Source organism: Brevibacillus halotolerans, assembly GCF_026891775.1.
Taxonomy (GTDB): domain Bacteria; phylum Bacillota; class Bacilli; order Brevibacillales; family Brevibacillaceae; genus Brevibacillus_B; species Brevibacillus_B halotolerans.
Window position 1 is genome coordinate 1 of the sequence record NZ_JAPTNK010000004.1, and the last position, 19,797, is coordinate 19,797.

At 43.5% G+C, this 19,797-nt stretch carries 16 protein-coding genes and 1 rRNA gene; 1 reads left to right on the top strand and 16 read right to left on the bottom strand.

Annotation, left to right across the window (positions count from 1 at the left end; translation table 11 throughout):
* The 13 genes from O0550_RS07130 to uvrB form a co-directional block, all read right to left on the bottom strand.
* A 16S ribosomal RNA gene (locus tag O0550_RS07130) occupies positions 1–597 on the bottom strand; the annotation flags it as partial.
* Positions 598–1,025: 428 nt separating this feature from the next.
* The gene (gene hisIE, locus O0550_RS07135; RefSeq protein WP_035318965.1) at positions 1,026–1,679 is read right to left on the bottom strand and encodes a bifunctional phosphoribosyl-AMP cyclohydrolase/phosphoribosyl-ATP diphosphatase HisIE; all 654 of its coding nucleotides are present in this window, start codon (positions 1,677–1,679) and stop codon (positions 1,026–1,028) included.
* Positions 1,642–2,433 carry an imidazole glycerol phosphate synthase subunit HisF gene (hisF, locus tag O0550_RS07140; protein WP_258425939.1) on the bottom strand — a complete coding sequence of 264 codons (792 nt, stop codon included), beginning with the start codon at positions 2,431–2,433 and terminating at the stop codon, positions 1,642–1,644. The genes hisIE and hisF overlap by 38 nt, the downstream gene beginning before the upstream one ends.
* On the bottom strand, positions 2,427–3,176 hold the full coding sequence (gene hisA, locus O0550_RS07145) for a 1-(5-phosphoribosyl)-5-[(5-phosphoribosylamino)methylideneamino]imidazole-4-carboxamide isomerase (protein WP_258425940.1): 750 nt from the start codon (positions 3,174–3,176) through the stop codon (positions 2,427–2,429). The genes hisF and hisA overlap by 7 nt, the downstream gene beginning before the upstream one ends.
* Entirely contained in the window at positions 3,173–3,793 is a 621-nt protein-coding gene (hisH, locus tag O0550_RS07150) for an imidazole glycerol phosphate synthase subunit HisH (RefSeq protein ID WP_258425941.1), read from the bottom strand. The genes hisA and hisH overlap by 4 nt, the downstream gene beginning before the upstream one ends.
* A 4-nt stretch (positions 3,794–3,797) precedes the next feature.
* Positions 3,798–4,397 carry an imidazoleglycerol-phosphate dehydratase HisB gene (hisB, locus tag O0550_RS07155; RefSeq protein WP_022586210.1) on the bottom strand — a complete coding sequence of 200 codons (600 nt, stop codon included), beginning with the start codon at positions 4,395–4,397 and terminating at the stop codon, positions 3,798–3,800.
* Positions 4,398–4,445: 48 nt separating this feature from the next.
* Positions 4,446–5,729 (bottom strand): histidinol dehydrogenase, encoded by a 1,284-nt coding sequence (hisD, locus tag O0550_RS07160; RefSeq protein WP_096886513.1) that lies wholly within the window; start codon positions 5,727–5,729, stop codon positions 4,446–4,448.
* Between the two features lie 19 nt (positions 5,730–5,748).
* Positions 5,749–6,366, bottom strand: a complete 618-nt coding sequence (hisG, locus tag O0550_RS07165; RefSeq protein WP_050816534.1) for an ATP phosphoribosyltransferase — start codon at positions 6,364–6,366, stop codon at positions 5,749–5,751.
* Positions 6,367–6,401: 35 nt separating this feature from the next.
* Entirely contained in the window at positions 6,402–7,574 is a 1,173-nt protein-coding gene (locus O0550_RS07170; RefSeq protein ID WP_258425942.1) for an ATP phosphoribosyltransferase regulatory subunit, read from the bottom strand.
* Positions 7,575–7,820: 246 nt separating this feature from the next.
* Positions 7,821–8,303: an acyltransferase gene (locus O0550_RS07175; protein ID WP_022586206.1), complete on the bottom strand. Its 483-nt coding sequence runs from the start codon at positions 8,301–8,303 to the stop codon at positions 7,821–7,823.
* A 47-nt stretch (positions 8,304–8,350) separates the two neighbouring features.
* Positions 8,351–9,277, bottom strand: coding sequence for an HPr(Ser) kinase/phosphatase (gene hprK, locus O0550_RS07180; RefSeq protein ID WP_003334359.1), 927 nt, complete (start codon positions 9,275–9,277; stop codon positions 8,351–8,353).
* A gap of 189 nt (positions 9,278–9,466) precedes the next feature.
* Complete coding sequence (gene uvrA, locus O0550_RS07185; protein ID WP_003334358.1) at positions 9,467–12,355, bottom strand: excinuclease ABC subunit UvrA; 2,889 nt, start codon at positions 12,353–12,355, stop codon at positions 9,467–9,469.
* A 12-nt stretch (positions 12,356–12,367) separates the two neighbouring features.
* On the bottom strand, positions 12,368–14,344 hold the full coding sequence (gene uvrB / locus O0550_RS07190; protein WP_258425943.1) for an excinuclease ABC subunit UvrB: 1,977 nt from the start codon (positions 14,342–14,344) through the stop codon (positions 12,368–12,370).
* 174 nt (positions 14,345–14,518) lie between these two features.
* On the opposite strand from uvrB, the gene O0550_RS07195 reads away from it, so the two are divergent.
* Positions 14,519–15,448, top strand: coding sequence for a flagellar hook assembly protein FlgD (locus tag O0550_RS07195; RefSeq protein ID WP_258425944.1), 930 nt, complete (start codon positions 14,519–14,521; stop codon positions 15,446–15,448).
* Positions 15,449–15,566: 118 nt separating this feature from the next.
* Here O0550_RS07195 and O0550_RS07200 read toward each other — a convergent pair whose 3' ends face one another.
* The 3 genes from O0550_RS07200 to O0550_RS07210 all read right to left on the bottom strand — a co-directional run bounded on the left by O0550_RS07200 (position 15,567) and on the right by O0550_RS07210 (position 19,792).
* Positions 15,567–16,850, bottom strand: coding sequence for a PDZ domain-containing protein (locus O0550_RS07200; RefSeq protein WP_258425945.1), 1,284 nt, complete (start codon positions 16,848–16,850; stop codon positions 15,567–15,569).
* Positions 16,851–17,039: 189 nt separating this feature from the next.
* Positions 17,040–18,521, bottom strand: coding sequence for a S41 family peptidase (locus O0550_RS07205; RefSeq protein WP_003344475.1), 1,482 nt, complete (start codon positions 18,519–18,521; stop codon positions 17,040–17,042).
* An 83-nt stretch (positions 18,522–18,604) separates the two neighbouring features.
* A complete protein-coding gene (locus O0550_RS07210) occupies positions 18,605–19,792 on the bottom strand; it encodes a murein hydrolase activator EnvC family protein (protein ID WP_035318970.1) in 1,188 nt (395 codons plus the stop codon).
* Between the last annotated feature and the right edge of the window lie 5 nt (positions 19,793–19,797).

Genomic DNA, 19,797 nt, shown 5'->3' on the forward strand with positions numbered 1-19,797 from the left:
TCAGACTTACATAGCCACCTGCGCGCGCTTTACGCCCAATAATTCCGGACAACGCTTGCCACCTACGTATTACCGCGGCTGCTGGCACGTAGTTAGCCGTGGCTTTCTCGTTAGGTACCGTCAAGGTGCCACCTTATTTAAATGGCACTGTTTCTTCCCTAACAACAGAACTTTACGACCCGAAAGCCTTCATCGTTCACGCGGCGTTGCTCCATCAGACTTTCGTCCATTGTGGAAAATTCCCTACTGCTGCCTCCCGTAGGAGTCTGGGCCGTGTCTCAGTCCCAGTGTGGCCGGTCACCCTCTCAGGTCGGCTACGCATCGTCGCCTTGGTGAGCCTTTACCTCACCAACTAGCTAATGCGCCGCAGGCCCATCTGCAAGTGATAGCTTGCGCCATCTTTCCGTTTCGCTTCATGCGAAGCAAAACTCTATCCGGTATTAGCATAAGTTTCCCTATGTTATCCCAGTCTTACAGGCAGGTTGCCTACGTGTTACTCACCCGTCCGCCGCTAGGGTCCGAAAACCCTCGCTCGACTTGCATGTATTAGGCACGCCGCCAGCGTTCGTCCTGAGCCAGGATCAAACTCTCCATTAAAGTAGTTCTTGATCAAAGCTTCAAAACTTGCTTGGCTAGTGTTTCTATCAAACATTTTACTGTTCAGTTTTCAAAGATCATATTTTGTCGAACATTTGCTAGTATATCATCTCTATCAGAGCGAGTCAAGCATTTTTTTCGACTTATTTCGAAGCCTTTCGACCTCGTTTGTTGTTGCCAGTGCAATGTTCCCTGGCGACATGTATTAATCTATCATATTTACATATTTAAAGTCAATAGTTTTTATAAAAAATATCTTTTTTCTCGTAAAACATTGTTGAATCTACTATTGCAGACATCTAACTATACATGAAATCTCTTAAAAAACCTAGTAAAAAACATATAATCTAGCGTATTTTTCTTCACTAGATTATATGCTTCTCTACTCTTTTATCATATTTACCGCTTTCCATTCCAACATAAATTTCTTATCTATTTTTATTTTGTCGATTCTGTAATTCTAATAATACCTGTTCGAGCGGTAGGTTTTGCTCACGTAATAACACAAGAAGATGATAAAACAGGTCAGCCATTTCATAACGTAATTCATCTTGATTACGATTTTTTGCTGCTAGTAAAACTTCTGCTGCTTCTTCCCCTACTTTTTTCAAAATTTTATCTATTCCTTTTTCAAAAAGATACGTAGTGTAGGCTCCCACAGGCATTTCCTTTTGACGAGTAGCAATTAACGCTTCTAGCTCTTTAAGAATGAAGAAATGGTTATTTTCACTGCTGCCCTCAGCAATCTCACTTGCTTCGTCCTCTCGTGAAAAACAGGAATAGCTCCCGGTATGACAAGCCGGACCAGCAGGTAAAACCTTTAACAACAAAGCGTCTCCATCACAGTCTGCGGAAATAGAAATAAGCTTTTGGCGATTCCCTGATGTCGCCCCTTTATTCCATAATTCTTGTCTAGAACGACTCCAGAGCCATGTTTCGTTTGTTTCATAGGTCTTTTCCAGCGCTTCCTTATTCATATATGCCAATGTAAGAACTTCTTTTGTCAAAGCATGCTGAATAATCACAGGCAACAAACCTTGATCATCAAATCTCAGCTGCTCTATGATTCGGTTCTCTCTCATATCGTACAGGCACCCCCTTAGTTGTTAAAAAATGCTTCACTGTGGGAATAGACGTTTCCTCATAATGAAAGATAGAAGCTGCCAGTGCTGCATCTGCCATTCCCACTGTCAGTACATCCAAAAAATGTTCTACACGTCCAGCACCACCAGACGCAATCACCGGAATTCCTACCGAAGTGGAGACTACACTGGTTAATTCGAGTCCAAAACCCGACTTCTCACCATCATCGTCCATGGAGGTAAGCAAAAGCTCACCAGCGCCTAGCTTCTCCGCTTCCTTAGCCCACTCCAGCACATCTAAACCCGTAGCCTTTCGACCACCATGTGTAAATACTTCCCACCTGCCAGAATCCGTTTGCTTCGCATCAATCGCAACGACTATACATTGACTTCCAAAAAAAGCGGCTCCTTCTTGAATCAGCTGGGGATGTAATACTGCGGCTGTATTAAGCGATATCTTGTCCGCGCCAGCTCGCAAAATTCGTTTCATATCTTCAATAGAATGAATACCGCCTCCCACTGTAAAAGGAATCGTTATATGGGCGGCAGTCCTTTCTATAACATCTATCATTATTTTTCGTCCTTCATGAGAGGCTGAAATATCCAAAAACACCAGCTCATCAGCACCCTCCCGGCAGTATTTTTTCGCGAGTTCAACCGGATCACCTGCATCTCGTAGGCCTACAAACTGAACCCCTTTTACTACCCGGCCCTCTTTAACATCCAAACAAGGAATAATGCGCTTGGTTAACATATTTGTGTAGCCGCCTCCCTTACTTTATCTAAGGCTTCGGAAAGGGAAATAGCTTTCGTGTAAAGTGCCTTGCCAACAATAGCACCCTCTACGCCACACTCTATTTGATTGACTAAAGAAAGTAAGTCATTCATATGGCCAACTCCTCCTGAAGCAATGACTTTTTTGCTAGTAGCCATTCCTATGTGAACAATCTCTTCTATATTAGGTCCTGTAAGTGTTCCATCCCTCCCGATATCTGTATAAATAAATAATTCGGCTCCGAGCTCTGCCAAATGTTTAGCTATTTCTGTTGCCTGCACTTGGGTTGTGGATAGCCATCCTCTGGTCGCAACGTAGCCATTTCGGCAATCCAATCCAATGGCGATACGCGAACCGTAACGACGTAATGCCTCTATTGTAAAGCTACGATCCTCTAAAGCCGCTGTCCCTAAGATAATTCTTGCGATCCCACACTCCATATATGCTTCGATATCGTGTAAAGTACGAATGCCACCCCCGACTTGAATGGGGACAGATATCGACTTAGCCATTTCACCAATCAGTTCAAAATGTACAGGGGTTCCTTCTTTTGCTCCATCCAAATCGACCACATGCAACCAAGCTGCTCCCGATTCCGACCACATTTGTGCTACATCATAAGGTGACTCCCCATATACTGTTTCTTGATTGAAATCCCCTTGATATAAGCGGACGCACTTCCCTCCACGTATATCAATAGCAGGATAGATAGTGAATGTCATACCAGCCCCTCCTTGCATTGCTGTACAAAATTAGCTAATAAGGTCATGCCTGTTGACCCGCTTTTCTCTGGATGAAACTGCATGCCGGTAACTTTTCCAGACGAGACGATCGCCGCTACATCATGATCGTAATCCGTGGTTGCAAGCAAATGAGCCAAGTTTTGTACCTGTACATAATAAGAATGCACAAAGTATGCATATTCTCCATCTACTACTCCTTTTACTAAAGGATGCTCTCGATTTCTTAGCGTAAGTTCATTCCAGCCCATATGAGGAATTTTAAAATCTCCCTGAAAGCGCACAGCTCGCCCCGGGAGCAAACCCAAACCCTTATGCACCCCATGCTCTTCACTTTCGCTAAATAAAAGCTGCATTCCTAAGCATATCCCCAACAGCGGACGATCTGTCTGTACATATTCCCGGATCGCTTGATCTAAGCCAATTGTTCGGATATATCTCATGGCATCGCCAAAGGCACCCACACCCGGCAGCAATAAACCGCTATAGCTATTTAACTGCTCTGGTTGACTAACAATCTCATGTGCCGCCCCTAAACGTTCCAATGCTTTGCGTAAACTAAACAAATTTCCCATCCCATAGTCGATAATTCCAATCATATTTCTATAGCATTCCTTTCGTAGAGGGGACTCCTTTTACTCGTGGATCGAGTTGGGTAGCTTCATCAAGCGCGCGTCCAAATGCTTTAAATATTCCTTCAATCATATGATGGGTATTTTGACCATAATGCAAAATGACATGAACGTTCATCCGTGATTCTAAAGCAAATTTCCATAAGAATTCATGCACCAGCTCGGTAGGAAATTGTCCAACCTGACATGAAGGGAAAGTAGCTCGGTATTCCAAATGAGGCCGATTACTTATATCAATCACCACCTGGGCCAACGCATCGTCCATCGGGACAAATGCATTCCCATAGCGCTTAATCCCCGTTTTATCACCTAATGCCTCACGTACGGCCTGACCTAAACATATCCCGATATCCTCAACCGTATGATGATAGTCGATCTCAATGTCCCCTTCTGCTTCCACTTGTAATTGAAAATGGCCATGGCGTGTAAATAAATCAAGCATATGCGACAAAAAAGGGACACCTGTATTCAGCTTGCTCTCTCCATTTCCATCCACTGTAAACTGCAAAGCCACGTTTGTCTCATTGGTTTTACGCTTTATAGTCGCTGTTCTACTCATAGCCTGTTCCATCGCTTTCTTCCTTTCAGCTAGTTTGACAACAGTCTGTCATCATATTTATCAGGATTTATCGCTAACACTAGCCAGTCTGACTTGAATGGCTTTGGCATGAGCCGTTAGCCCCTCTGTTTCCGCCAGTCTCATAATTTTTTCTCCATGTTCAACAAGATCAGCCTTACTATATGAAATAACACTCATTTTTTTAATAAAATCGTCAACCGACAAAGGAGAAGAAAACCGTGCTGTTCCGTTTGTCGGTAAAACATGATTCGGTCCGGCAAAATAATCGCCTACAGGCTCAGAGCTGTATGGGCCTAAAAACACAGCTCCAGCATTTTTAATTTTTCCTAAATGACTGTGGGCATCTTCTACAAGTAGCTCTAAATGCTCAGGGGCTAAACGATTAACCACTGCAAAGCCTTCTTCCAAGTTAGCCACAACACAGATAGCTCCATGAGAGCGCAGAGAAGCTTCTGCAATCTTTTTTCTTGGCAGGTTCATGATTTGCCGTTCTAATTCAAAAGCTACTTCCTCAGCTACTTTTTGTGAGGTCGTAAGTAAGATAGCTGACGCCAGCGGATCGTGTTCCGCTTGAGATAGGAGGTCGGCAGCAATGTAGCTGGGCGAAGCTGTTTCATCTGCTAACACTACGATTTCACTAGGACCTGCTATCATATCAATGCTGACTATTCCAAACACCTCACGTTTGGCTAGCGCGACATAGATATTGCCCGGACCAACAATTTTATCTACAGCAGGAATCGTTTGCGTTCCATACGTAAGTGCGCCAATTGCTTGGGCTCCACCTACCTTATAAATCTCCGTCACACCAGCAATTTCAGCAGCAACTATAACAGCTGGAGCAATCCTCCCTTCTCGATCTGGCGGTGTGACCATCACAATTTTTTCCACCCCTGCGACTTGTGCTGGAATAGCATTCATGAGAACAGAGGAGGGATAGGAAGCGGAGCCGCCTGGAACATAAAGCCCCACGCTTTGTAGAGGCCGAATCATTTGGCCCAACATAGTTCCAGACTCTCTTGTCATAAACCAGGATGTACGCGCCTGATGCTGATGGTATGCACGAATATTGTCGGCCGCTTCTTGCAAAGCGCTCCGTACCTCAATAGGAACGTGAGCCTTGGCAGCTAGGAATTCTTCTTCTGTTACGCGAATCTTTTCGATGGTTACCCCATCATATTTTTGGGTAAAGGCACGAACTGCTTTATCGCCACTCTCTTTAACCGCTGCTAAAATCTCCCGGACAACACATTGCTGTTCTGTAGTGCCACGGTCAATACTGCGGGCAATACTAAGCTTGTGTGCATTTGTAATCCTTAGCATGCTGTCTAGTACCTCCTATTCATCTGAGTACGCCTGCTTTTGGAATGGCCTGTATAAATTTTTGGGCAACGCTTTCTACAGCCTTACTTTTCATTCGATAACTGGAGCGATTGGCAATAAGCCTTGTAGTTATATCACAAATATGTTCCATCTCTATCAGACCATTCTCTCGTAACGTCTGCCCTGTGGAGACAATATCAACAATCCGTTCTGCAAGCCCGATCAATGGAGCTAATTCGACAGAACCATTTAGCTTAATGATCTCGACCTGCTGACCTTGTTCTCGAAAATAACGCGATGCAATCGTAGGATATTTGGTAGCTACTCTAGGCTGAACAGTTGGCTGATACTCGGCTAAACCAGCAACCACCATGCGACATCTGCCAATTTCAAGATCAAGTAATTCATAGACATCCCTGTTTTCTTCCAATAAAACATCTTTGCCTACCACACCAACATCTGCTACGCCATACTCCACATAAGTCGGTACGTCAGTTGGCTTTGCCAAAATAAATTCCATCTGAAAATGCGGAACAGGAATAATTAATTTGCGGGAATCTTTCAAATTTTCACCAACCACGATGCCTGATTCTTGTAAAAAGACTAGTGACTCTTCAAATATGCGCCCCTTTGGCATCGCTATCGTTAGCTTTTGCAATGATTCCGTTTCCTTCACGGTCCCTCGCCTCCCCAGATAACAACATGATTGTGTTTGCAATTTCTAAAAGCATGCTCTGCCTCTGCTGACCATCTTGCTGTAATAACGACATTTTGTTGATCACGTTTTTTCTGTGCATAGCGAAGTGCTTCTGCTCGTTGGTGCTGCTTATATAAAACGACATATCGTTTTTTAGAAAATGGGGCTTCTATATTTGCTACCTGTAATAAACAATCAACTTCGAGTGCAAACCCTGTGGCTGCTGCTGGACGACCAAATTGCTCTAACAACCGATCATATCGGCCGCCGCTTAACAAGGACGAACCCAGTTCTGCTGCATATCCTTCAAAAACAATGCCTGTATAATAATCAAATCGTCCAATGAGCGTTAAGTCTAATTGGATATGCTCCTCTACACCATAAGCCTCCAACGCATCCCACAATGTTGAGATGGTTTGCATAGCTTCCACCGCTTTTGAATTTTGCAAGAGCTGCATGCCTTCCCTAACGGTCTCTTTACCGCCACGCAATTGAAGCAAGAAAAGCAGCTTCTCTTTTTCTTTCTCTGTGACAGATAGACTACTCACGAGTTGACGATACCCTACATAATCTCTATGCTGAAGGCATTTCTCTAAGCTTTGTCTCTCCTGCTGATCACCTATGATTTCTTCTAACAAGCCTGTTACCACGTCTACATGACCAATTGTTAGTTTAAAGGCAGATACTCCAGCATCCTGCAAGCATGAAATCGCTAAAGCAATTACTTCAGCATCCGCATCTACACTAGCATCCCCGATAAGCTCTACTCCCGTCTGATAAAATTCAGCAGGACGACCAGCTTCTTTCTCTTGCGCACGAAATACATTCGCTTGATAAAATAATCGGATAGGATAAGGTACGTGCTTATACAAGGAAGAGACAACACGGGCTATAGGCGCTGTTACCTCGGGACGTAAAATGACAGTATGCCCCTGTTTATCTAACAGCTTGAACATATGGTCGGTCAGAGTCGCACTTGCTACCCCCACCGTTTCAAAGTACTCTAGCGCAGGTGTGGCAATTTCGTCATACCCCCACCTCGATATACATTGACGCAAAATTCGTTCAATTATACGTTGCTTTTGTAATACCTCAGGCAATATATCTCGCATGCCTAAAGGCTTTTCAAAAACCAAGGGTGTAGCCATCCTCGTTCCCTCCTACTCCTCTAGACGCTTTACTCTGCTAATAAACTAAAGCGAATGAATTAGTAGAAAATATACTACTAAATATCGAAGAGGTCAACACCTTTTTACGACAGCATGTCCGTGGATCATGTGTTTACCTACTTAACCTAGTAGCAAAATTTTTTTGGCACTATCCCCTTCAGGAGCTTTATTTTCCCACAAAAAAACCTTTGTCTCCTGACGAGACAAAGGTTCTCTAGCTCTACTTTACTGTCGAATGGTTTGTAACGGATTTCCACCCACAAATGCTCCTGCTGGTACATCGCGATGAACAACACTGCCTGCTGCAACCACGGCATTATCACCAATGGCTACTCCAGGCAAAATCGTGGTATTGGCCCCAATTAAAACACGATCGCCAATCATAACTTCCCCAAGGCGATACTCGTCCACTAAATATTCATGGGCTAAAATAGTAGTATTATAGCCAATTACGCAATTTCGTCCAATCGTAATAAGTTCAGGATACATAATATCCATCATAACCATCAATGCTACAGCAGATTGATCGCCTACCTTGATTCCCAGAAAGGTACGATACATCCAATTCTTCACAAACACAAACGGACAATAACGCGCCAGCTGGATAACAACAAAGTTTCTACAAACCTTCCAAAAACTCACGGTTTTATACATATGCCAAAGCGGATTGACTCCTCCCGCTACGGGATATCGTTTGGTGTTACGCATATGCGTCAGATTGCTCCTTTACCTCTCCCTATAGGGATCGCATCATCTTAGATAAATGAATCATGATCTTCAATTGTATCTGTCAAACGCTTGGAGAAATGTACAGCAGCATTGTAGCCCATGCGTTTTAGGCGGTAGTTCATAGCTGCTACCTCGATAATTACGGCTAAATTTCGCCCCGGACGAACAGGGACAGTAATGACTGGCACATCAGTATCCATTACTTTCATTTTTTCTTCATCTAGTCCCAAACGCTCGTAGTGCTTATGCTGATCCCACAGCTCTAGCTTCACGACCATATCAATGTTTTTCGTATTACGTACAGCTCCTGCACCAAACATCGTCATTACATTGATAATACCTACTCCGCGTATTTCTAATAAATGTTGAATTAAATCAGGAGCCATCCCTGTTAAGTGACCTTCTTGGGTTTGACGAATTTCTACAGCGTCATCGGCTACAAGACGATGACCACGCTTTACTAGTTCCAGCGCTGTCTCACTCTTCCCGATTCCACTAGCACCAAGGATAAAGACACCCACTCCGTATACATCCGTAAGAACCCCATGAATCGTAGCTGTTGGCGCGAGACGATCCTCCAGATAATTTGTCAGCTTACTAACCAAGCTGGTCGTTGGTAAAGGAGATTGAATGACCGGCACCCCTCTGCTGTTAGATACGTCCAGCACTTCTTGTGGCAATTCCAAATTACGCGCTACACATAAGCAAGGTGTCTCCTCACTCATTAAAAAGCTGAGTCTATCCACTATGGTTTCATTAGGCAATGTATGTAAAAATTCCATTTCAGTCATTCCGAGAATTTGGATGCGTTCTCCAGGATAATGGGATTTATATCCCGCTAGCTGTAATCCAGGCCGACTTAAATCAGTAACGCTGATCGGGCGACTTAATCCCTGTTCGCCACTTACTATTTTCAGTTGAAAATGTTCGACAAGATGACTGACATTTACCATTTGTATCAAACACCACTTTCCCAGCCGAGATCGCTGTTTTCCGTTATTTCTTACCCCTATTGTAACGAACCCATCTTGTGCAAACAACCGTCTAGATGAATTGGCTTGCAACTATCATACTTATGTAAAAGAAAAGACACCCCGGTTAACTAGGATGCCTTTTTAGTGTTGTACTGTAAAGCTTTTACCTTAGGTTTGATTAACTAGCTCTTGAATCCGTTCTTGCGTACGCTTGCGATCACGCTCAAGGATAGGTCCCAAAAACTCTCCTGTATACGATCCCTTAACCTTGGCAACCTCTTCTGGAGTGCCCGTAGCTACAATACTGCCTCCCCGTGTTCCGCCTTCTGGCCCAAGGTCGATTATATGGTCTGCTGTCTTAATAACATCCAGATTATGTTCAATAACCAAAACCGTATCGCCATTTTCTACTAATCGTTGCAAGACTTTTAGCAAGCGGTCAATGTCATAGGTATGCAATCCTGTAGTCGGTTCATCTAGGATGTATATAGTGCGCCCCGTACTGCGGCGATGTAATTCCGAAGCTAATTTCACGCGTTGGGCTTCTCCGCCTGATAAAGTAGTGGCCGGTTGTCCTAACTTCATATAGCCTAAACCAACATCAAGCAGCGTTTGAATTTTTCTTTGGATTTTCGGTACATTTTTGAAAAACTCAACTGCATCTTCCACTGTTGTTTCCAAAATATCAGAAATGCTTTTGCCTTTATATTTAACCTCTAAGGTCTCACGATTGTAGCGTTTTCCATTACAAATCTCGCAGGGTACGTACACGTCCGGTAAAAAATGCATCTCAATCTTAATAATACCGTCTCCTGTGCAAGCTTCACAACGCCCGCCTTTTACGTTAAAGCTAAAACGCCCTTTCTTGTATCCACGCACTTTTGCTTCATTTGTGGAGGCAAACAGGTCACGAATATCATCAAACACGCCCGTATACGTAGCTGGGTTGGAACGAGGTGTACGTCCAATTGGCGATTGATCAATATCAACTACCTTGTCCAAATGCTCCAAGCCATTCATTCGTTTAAATTCTCCAGGCTTAGCCTTTGCCCGATTTAATTCACGCGCCAATGCCTTGTGTAGGATTTCGTTAATGAGAGTACTTTTTCCGGAACCAGAGACACCCGTTACAGCAACGAATACGCCTAATGGAATCTTGACATTCACATTTTTTAGGTTGTTTTCTTTTGCCCCTTCAATCACTATCCATTTATCGCAGGCTTCACCATTTTGAGCAGGCTTACGTCTTTCAAGAGGTACAGGGATGAATTTACGCCCGCTTAAATAAGCTCCTGTCAGAGAGTTAGGATTTTCCATTACTTCTTGTGGAGTTCCTTCCGCCACTATCTGTCCACCGTGAATCCCTGCTCCAGGACCAATGTCGATAATGTAATCGCAGGCTAGCATCGTATCCTCGTCATGCTCTACCACGATCAGTGTATTTCCTAAGCTTGTCATATGCTCCAGTGTCTTAATCAAGCGAGCATTATCACGCTGATGTAGACCAATGCTTGGCTCGTCCAAAATATATAAGACTCCCATTAGACTAGAGCCAATCTGTGTAGCTAATCGAATGCGTTGCGCTTCTCCACCTGATAATGTACCTGCCGCTCGGCTTAATGTTAGGTAATCAAGCCCCACATCAATAAGGAAATTCAATCTTGCTTTGATCTCCTTTAAAATCATATGAGCGATCTTTATCTCTTTCTCACTTAATTCAACCTGATCAAAAAATTGATGGGCATCCACAATAGATAGACTGGTTAGCTCTGAAATATTACGTTTGCCGATCAAAACAGCAAGGCTCTCTTGACGCAAACGCTGGCCTTTACAAACCGGGCAGGCTTTTTGCCCCATGAAGCCTTCAATTTGTTCACGTATATAATCAGAGCTGGTTTCTAGGTGGCGTCTTTGCAGATTCGGGATTACACCTTCAAATGCCACTGTAGCCTCACGTACTTGACCAAATTCATTCTCATAACGGAATTGAATTTTTTCCCCTTTGCTGCCATATAAAACGATTTGCAATTGCTCATCATCTAGCTCTTCCACCGGCACATCTGTAGGAATGCTAAAATGGCGGCAAGCTGATTCTAATAGTTGAGGGTAGTAGGTAGAAGACTTTGGCTCCCAGGCTGCTATAGCCCCCTCTGATAATGTCTTAGCGGAATCTGGAACAACCAGGTCCGGGTCAACCTCCATCCTCACTCCCAATCCGTCACACTCTGAGCAGGCTCCGTACGGACTGTTAAATGAGAAGATTCTTGGCTCTAACTCGCCAATCGAGAATCCACAGAGCGGACAAGCATGCTTCTCGCTAAATAGCAGCTCTTCCTGATCAATCACATCGACAATTACCTTACCATCTGCTAAACGCAACGCTGTTTCTAAGGAATCAGCAATGCGCGTCTGAGAATCAGGTTTGACAACAATCCGGTCAATGACAACTTCAATGCTATGCTTTTTGTTTTTTTCCAGACGAATCTCCTCAGATAAATCCCGGACTTCACCATCAACCCGAACCCGAACATACCCTTGTTTACGAATATCTTCTAACAGCTTGACGTGTTCTCCTTTACGTCCCTGGACTAGTGGAGCCAGAATTTGCATACGGGTACGTTCCGGAAATTCCATAATACGATCTACCATTTGTTCGATCGTTTGGGAACTAATTTCTATCCCATGAGTTGGGCAAACAGGTCTTCCAATACGTGCATATAACAGACGCAAATAATCATAGATTTCTGTCACGGTTCCTACGGTAGAACGTGGATTGCGACTCGTGGTCTTCTGATCAATCGAAATAGCTGGAGAGAGACCATCAATGGAATCTACATCAGGCTTATCCATTTGTCCAAGAAATTGACGAGCATAGGCAGATAGCGACTCTACATAACGACGCTGTCCTTCCGCATAGATCGTATCAAAAGCAAGAGACGATTTTCCTGAACCGGATAGTCCCGTTAAAACAACAAATTTATCTCGTGGGATGACGACATCTATGTTTTTTAAATTATGAGCGCGTGCACCCTTCACCACGATTCGATCTAATGGCATGTATTTCACTCCCTACAAGTCAGCTTTCAACTCCAATATCAAATCACGAAGCTCTGCTGCACGTTCGAACATGAGATTGCGTGCGGCTTCCTTCATTTCCTCTTCCATTCGCTCGATGACTACTATGCGATCTTTTTTCGGCATCTTCTTTACATCTAAGTGTGGTAGGTAATCAGCTTTCTCCTCTGCCACTTTTGTTGCTTCAATAACTCCGCGAATGGCTTTTTGAATCGTTTGTGGTGTGATGCCATGCTTTTCATTGTAAGCAAGCTGGATACTACGGCGCCGTTCCGTTTCTTGTATGGCTTTCGACATGGAATCAGTCATTTTGTCAGCGTACATAATTACGCGACCCTCTGCATTCCTCGCAGCACGTCCGATGGTTTGGATTAATGACCGCTCATTGCGCAGGAAGCCTTCTTTATCTGCGTCTAAAATGGCAACTAAAGATACTTCCGGTAAATCCAGCCCTTCCCGCAACAAGTTAATCCCGACCAAAACATCAAATTCGCCCAAACGCAGGGCACGTAAAATCTGCATGCGCTCTATAGTCTTAATATCAGAGTGCAGATAACGTACTTTAATGCCTATCTCCTTCAGATAATCGGTTAGGTCTTCTGACATCTTCTTGGTAAGAGTCGTTACTAAAACACGTTCGTCTTTAGCAATGGTTGCCTGAATTTCCCCGATTAAATCATCAATTTGTCCTTTTATTGGACGAACGGTGATTGTTGGATCCACTAAACCTGTTGGACGAATGACCTGCTCTGCCATTTTAGGCGTATGCTCCAGTTCATATACTCCTGGTGTGGCTGAAATATAGACAGCTTGCTTTACTTTCTTTTCAAACTCCTCAAACTTAAGCGGACGGTTATCGCGGGCGGACGGTAAGCGGAAGCCATGCTCCACCAGTACATCCTTGCGGGCTCTATCTCCATTGTACATCCCGCGAATTTGTGGGAGGGTCATGTGAGACTCGTCTATCACCATTAAAAAATCATCCGGAAAATAATCAAGCAACGTGTATGGAGGATGTCCCTCTGGTAATCCAGTCAAATGACGGGAGTAGTTCTCAATTCCTGAGCAAAAGCCCATTTCCAGCATCATCTCTATATCGTATCTCGTACGCTGTTCTAGCCGTTGCGCTTCCAACAACTTGCCTGCTGCTTGCAATTCTAACAGCCTTAGTTCTAGCTCCTGTTCAATATTTTCAACAGCTTTCTTCATTTTTTCTTCACGGGTAACGAAGTGAGACGCAGGAAAAATCGCTACGTGGTCCCTACTTCCCAGAATCTCCCCAGTTAATACATCAATCTCTGTGATGCGCTCAATCTCATCACCAAAAAACTCTACTCGTATTGCCTGTTCACTGCGCGACGCCGGGAATATTTCCAGTACGTCTCCTCGAACACGAAACGTCCCACGAGTAAAGTTAATATCATTGCGGTCATATTGAATATCAACGAGGCGATGCAAAACCTCATCTCTGCTTTTTTCCATGCCCGTACGCAGGGAAAGCACCATCTCTCTATATTCAATCGGGGAACCCAAACCGTATATGCAAGAAACGGATGCGACAATGATGACATCTCGTCTCTCTAATAACGCGCTAGTTGCTGAGTGACGCAATTTATCAATCTCATCATTAACGCTTGAATCCTTTTCAATATAAGTATCCGAATGAGGAATGTAGGCTTCCGGTTGATAGTAATCGTAGTAACTAACGAAGTATTCTACCGCGTTATTCGGGAAAAATTCACGAAATTCTGCTGCCAACTGAGCAGCTAAGGTCTTGTTATGCGCCATGACTAGTGTAGGTTTGTTCACCTGAGCTATCATATGAGCAGCAGTAAAGGTTTTACCTGTTCCGGTAGCACCCAGCAGAGTTTGATGGCGTTTACCCGCCTTTATTCCTTCCACTAGCTCTGCAATTGCAATAGGCTGATCACCCGAAGGCGTATACTCCGAAACTAACTCAAAACGATCCACGGTCCCCTCATCCTCCTTTTTATATCCTATCCTTCATTATAGCACAATCATTTAAAATGTAAGCAAAAACTCGAACGTTTGTTTGTCTATTCGATATAAGTGATTTTACCGATAATATAGAAAGATAGCAAGTCTATCTGTCTGATAATTTTTACCCATTTGGGAGGAAAATGAATGCCGACCAACAGCATACAAAAATCGCTGGGAGCAGCGAGAGCAGCAGCCAAAGCGACAGCACAAAACACAACGCCGAAAACAAAGTCTTCCGTACAAGCAGAATATAGCTATGCTAATACAAAAGAATTTTCAACGGGCTTGGATAGCGAATCTTTTATGAAGCTAATGATTGCCCAGATAAAGAATCAAGACCCGATGTCACCAATGGATAACTCTCAATTTATGATGCAAACCGCTATGATGACCATGGTAGAAAAAGTGACGAATATCGAGCTTCTTATGAAGGAGTCAAATAGCAGTCTGTTAAACGTAAAAGAGTACGAGGAAATCATCGGTAAAAAAGCTACTTATGAAGTGGCTCGTAAGGATGACTCCGGTCAAATTTATGTAACAACAGCTTCTGGTACCGTTGACGGAGTAAAAATGGTTGATGGCAGAATCTGGTTTATTGTAGGTAAAGATATTATCTCCCAACAGCAAATCCATGGCCTAGAATCTCTTACGTCTCAAACTGGTGTTGACCAAACACTAAAATACGCCAATATGATTGGTTATAAAGTAACGTATACAGAACAAGGAACAGGCGAGGACGGCAAACCAACCTCAACTGAGTCAACTGGTATCATTCAGGCAGTCAGCATGAAAAATGGTTTGGTAGAATTTGTTCTAGCTGACGGTAAAAAGATTAAATCTACAGATATCGTTGGACTTGAGGTAGTAAAGCCTGAAGAAGAGGAAGAAGCTCCTACTGAGCCGGACGGTTCTGAAGGTACTGACGAAAGCGGCGGTACCGGTGGTTCTGAAGGCACGGGCGAGAGCGGCGGCACCGATGGTTCTGAGGGTGCTGGTGAAAGTGAAAATCCCGACTCCCAAACTCCTGATGACAAGGAAAAGTCTGAAGGTAGCACAGATAAACCCTCTGCATAAATGATAAGAAGAGCAGTCCAAAACCGTTCTTCTCAAACGAAAAAGATGACCTCATACAAGCTTGAGGTCATCTTTTTTTGTTTCCATGCTTTTTCCGCGGGTAATGGGGTTTTCCCTGCTACATGCCCAGCTCATGCTCGCCTTTCGGTTTATGCTTCCTTACTCCAAGGAAACCAATTTCTTGCATAGACACAAAATGCGTTGTCCGTTCGTCTGGTACCACAATAATACCAAGCTGATGATGCTGTCCCGCATAGATCGCACTCTGCGTAAATTTTATTTCATGATCCAGTGTCAAAACTTCCATTTTACAGAAAGCTGGGTTAGCTTGTAACGCCGGATATAAATCTTCCTTTACCGAGATCGGGTATCCATTTACCTTAACAATTACCTCGCCGCTCCTAATCCCCATGACATCGGCTGGCGTCCCTGGGAGTACAGCCAGCACCTTCAGGCCCTTACCAGTAGGAACGTAGTAGGGAGGCAATTTCTCCTCTTGACGTGCGCTTAGCCAGCCCAACCATTCGTGCCCAAAAAAGGCAAAGAGGGCAGCTACATACACAAGAGAAGGAACAATGACTGCTACATAGCTTATTCCAAGCAAAATGAATGAATACAGAAATAAATGCTTGGATAAAGAGCTCGCTTTTTCCTGTGGTGTTTTTGTTTTAGTAATAGCAGAAAAACCCGTAATTGCTGGTAAAAGCAACATCCCAAGCGTAGCCATCGACCAATCCGGAGAAAACAACGGCCATCCCTGAAATAGTGCTGGTACCTGCAATGCCCCTTCTGTAACAGGGGTTAGTACAATGACAGGTGTTAACCAAAAGGAATGAAGCTGGTAAGCACCTACAACTCTTCCGCGTTTTCCTTCTACAAATAACGGAGATGCATGTCTGTCTCCATGACTTCTAATAAACCATGCTTCTACAATATGTAATAGAGCGACTAAAGCTAGTAGCGGTGCTGGATTAGCATGAGCAAACCACCCCCATACTTTAGCGATGCCAGATACCTCTTCGGCTATGGGAAATAGTTTGGCAAGCCCATGTAAGCCCGTAAAAATAGCCGTTCCATAGGCCAAACATAGAAAGCGAAATCTTACAAAGGCAAGTAATAAAGCAATCGCCCAAGCAATCCACATGTCAGATACCTGAATAAAGATACCTAATAACCCAGCTACAAGGCTAACGAACAAACCGCCCACTATCCCCAGACCAACAGAACGCAGTGTTTGTGCTAATGGCGAATGGATTCGTACGGAAAACAGTTGACGCTCCCATAGCATTTGTTTGCGATAATGCAGGTAAATCAGTATGAGAAACGCATATAGGAGCGGATTTAACAGAAAATGTACCAATGCGTACAAATAGTTGCTTATCAGGTTCCAGAGCACACTCAATTTTCTCTCCCCCTCTAAAAATATAAAAGAGCTTGGCAGTTGCCAAACCTCTAGTGCCGGCAAAACTTATTGCACTTTTACTATCAGTCCAAACCATTTATCCTTAATACAAAAAAGAACCACGACCGTTTTGTTCGTGGTTCTTACTTTCTACAGAATAGAAAGGTTTCCCTGCTTTTTTTCTTTGGATTATTTTGCCTTTGACTGCGCAGTGATCTCCAATGCACGTTGCAATTGGCGATCGTTGTTCGGATCTCTCATTACTTTAATTAAAGCATTTTGCATCGCTAGACCCGTTTTTTGATCTACTTTTCCCGTCACTTCAAGCTTATGAGCCTGTTGGAATTTTTTCACTGCGGCTTCAGTAGAAGCATCATAATAGCCATCCAAACGATCTGGCTTCAATTGCAGACCTTCAAGAATTAATTGGAGGTTCTTTACTTCTATCCCATTCATATCGCGTGATAATACTTTATCATGCGGGAGCTGTGTTGCCTTAAAATAATCTGGCTGGGTGACAACCTCATCAGGCTGGATTCCTTTTTTATGAATCCATTCCCCTTTAGGTGTTAACCATTTAGCAATTGTCAGCTTTAATTGGCTTTTATCCTTCATTTCCATTGTGTTCTGAACGGTACCCTTACCAAACGTTTTTTCGCCAACCAATTTTGCACCTGCACTCTCGGACAGGGCACCTGCTAAAATTTCGGAGGCACTAGCAGATCCTCCATCAATTAAAACAGTGATTGGATACGGTTTTCCCTTATCTGCTTTGGAATAAAACGTCTCTATCTGTTCATTATTATTTCCATAAGAGATTTCAACAATTTTAGCCTTGTTAGGGATCAAAACCTCGCTGATACTAGTCGTTGCTTTTAGATAGCCGCCTGGGTTACCACGAACATCAATGATTAATCCTTGAATGCCTTTTTTCTCTAGTTCGGCTAATTCTCTATTAAAATCGTCAGCCGTAGCACTAGCGAAGGAGGTCATTTCTAATTTCCCGATCTTCTTACCGTTACTCTCTAGGATAGAGCTATGGACAGTCTCAATTGGAATATCATCTCGAACAATCACAACAGTAATCGGTTCGGGATTTCCCGTACGCAAAATTTTCAGAGTAGCCTTCGTTCCTTTAGGACCACGAATTTTCCCTACCGCTTTATGCAAATCTAAGCCTTCCAAAGATTCACCATTAACGCTAAGCACCTGATCGTTTGGACGAAGCCCCGCTTTTTCCGCCGGGGAGGTTTTTATCGGTGATACGATGGTAAGCTTACCATTCTTCATTGTTACTTCTGCCCCAATTCCTTCAAATGAAGAATTAAGAGATGCATTAAATTCCGCTGCTGCCTCAGGATCCATATAGTCTGAATACGGATCATCCAACGCAGAGATCATGCCGTTGATGGCTCCCTCCATGAGCTTGTCATCAGCTACCTCATGCACGTAACGCGATTTGATTATTTTATATACTTCCTGTAGCTTAGCAAAGTCTTTGGGCGAACCTTGTCCACCACCAAGAGAGAAAAGACCGTTGCTCCCGCCAGCCACTACCGCATTTGTTGCAGAGCTTAACGGAACTGTTTTCACAGCAATCACGGTTAGAAGACTGCTGGTCAACATACCGGCTAGCACAAGGGCAAGCACCTTGCGTCCGTTCCATTTCATACTATACACCATCCTTTTTGTCTGCCATGGAAAAGCTATGCAACTAGTGTATGCAAAGTGGAGCTACAATATTTGCGACAATCCTAGCGAATGTATGGTGCTGGATCAACCTGTCGACCGTTTTTATACACAGTGAAATGCAGATGGTTCCCAGTTGAGCGTCCAGTGGAACCTACCTCTGCAATTTTTTCACCACGTTTTACAGCTTGTCCAACACGAACCTTAATTCCGCCTTCACGAATATGCCCATATAACGTACTGATTTCTTTATTGTGCTGAATAACGACTGTATTACCATATCCCCGCATCGTTCCAGCAACAATAACGATACCATCCTCGGCTGCTTTAATCGTTGTTCCCCTTGGTGCTGCCATATCTATTCCATCGTGTCCTGCGGCTTTGCCTGTGAATGGATCGGCCCGATAACCAAATGAGGAAGTAAGAACGAACGAGTCGAGCGGAACTGCCAATTTTCCACCTTTGTAATTACTTACACTGCTTAAATTGCGCTTTTCTAAAAGCTTAGCAGATTCTGCTTGAATCATTGCTCTCATGGCATCTTGTGCTTCTGCTTCGATTTCTATGAGATTGTTTTCTTTCTTCTTAAGCTCGGCTTTTACAACGACACTGCGATTATATTGTCGATCGAGCTCTTCTTTTAAATCTTCACTTTTTGAGAACATTGTTTTATAGGAAGCAAGTAAATTATCCACGTCTTTCTTCCGTTTTTCAATGGTTTGTTTATCCTTTTTGTTCTCCTCCAAAATTCGATTATCCTGTTCCACGATCAGCTTCATGCCGTGCATGCGTGTCAACAAATCGCCAAAATCAGAGGAGCCCATCAGCACATCCAGATAGGATACCTTACCTCGTTTATACATTGCTTTGACACGTGTTTTTAATAGCTCATCACGCTTAGCCACTCGATCTATAGCGGAATCTAAATCTTCCTGTGCAACCACAGCCTTTTTAGTTGTCAGGTGAATGTCTGTATCCAGCTTGTCCAGCTTCTGCTGTGTTTCTTCTCGCTTTAGATCGATGGCAAATAGTTCATTTTCTAGATTTTTCTGCTCATTTCTCACTGTATTAATTTGATTCTTAATATTGGTTACCTGTTGCTGTTGCTTCTTTTTCTGCGACCGAATTTGTTCTAGCTCTCGATTAATCGTTTGTAGAGATTTCTTGCTGGCATACCCCGCAGGAGCAGGCGCTAGTCCCCATGCCAGCATACTGGTCGCTAAAACAGAAAGAATGAGGTTATTCTTTTTCATTTCCA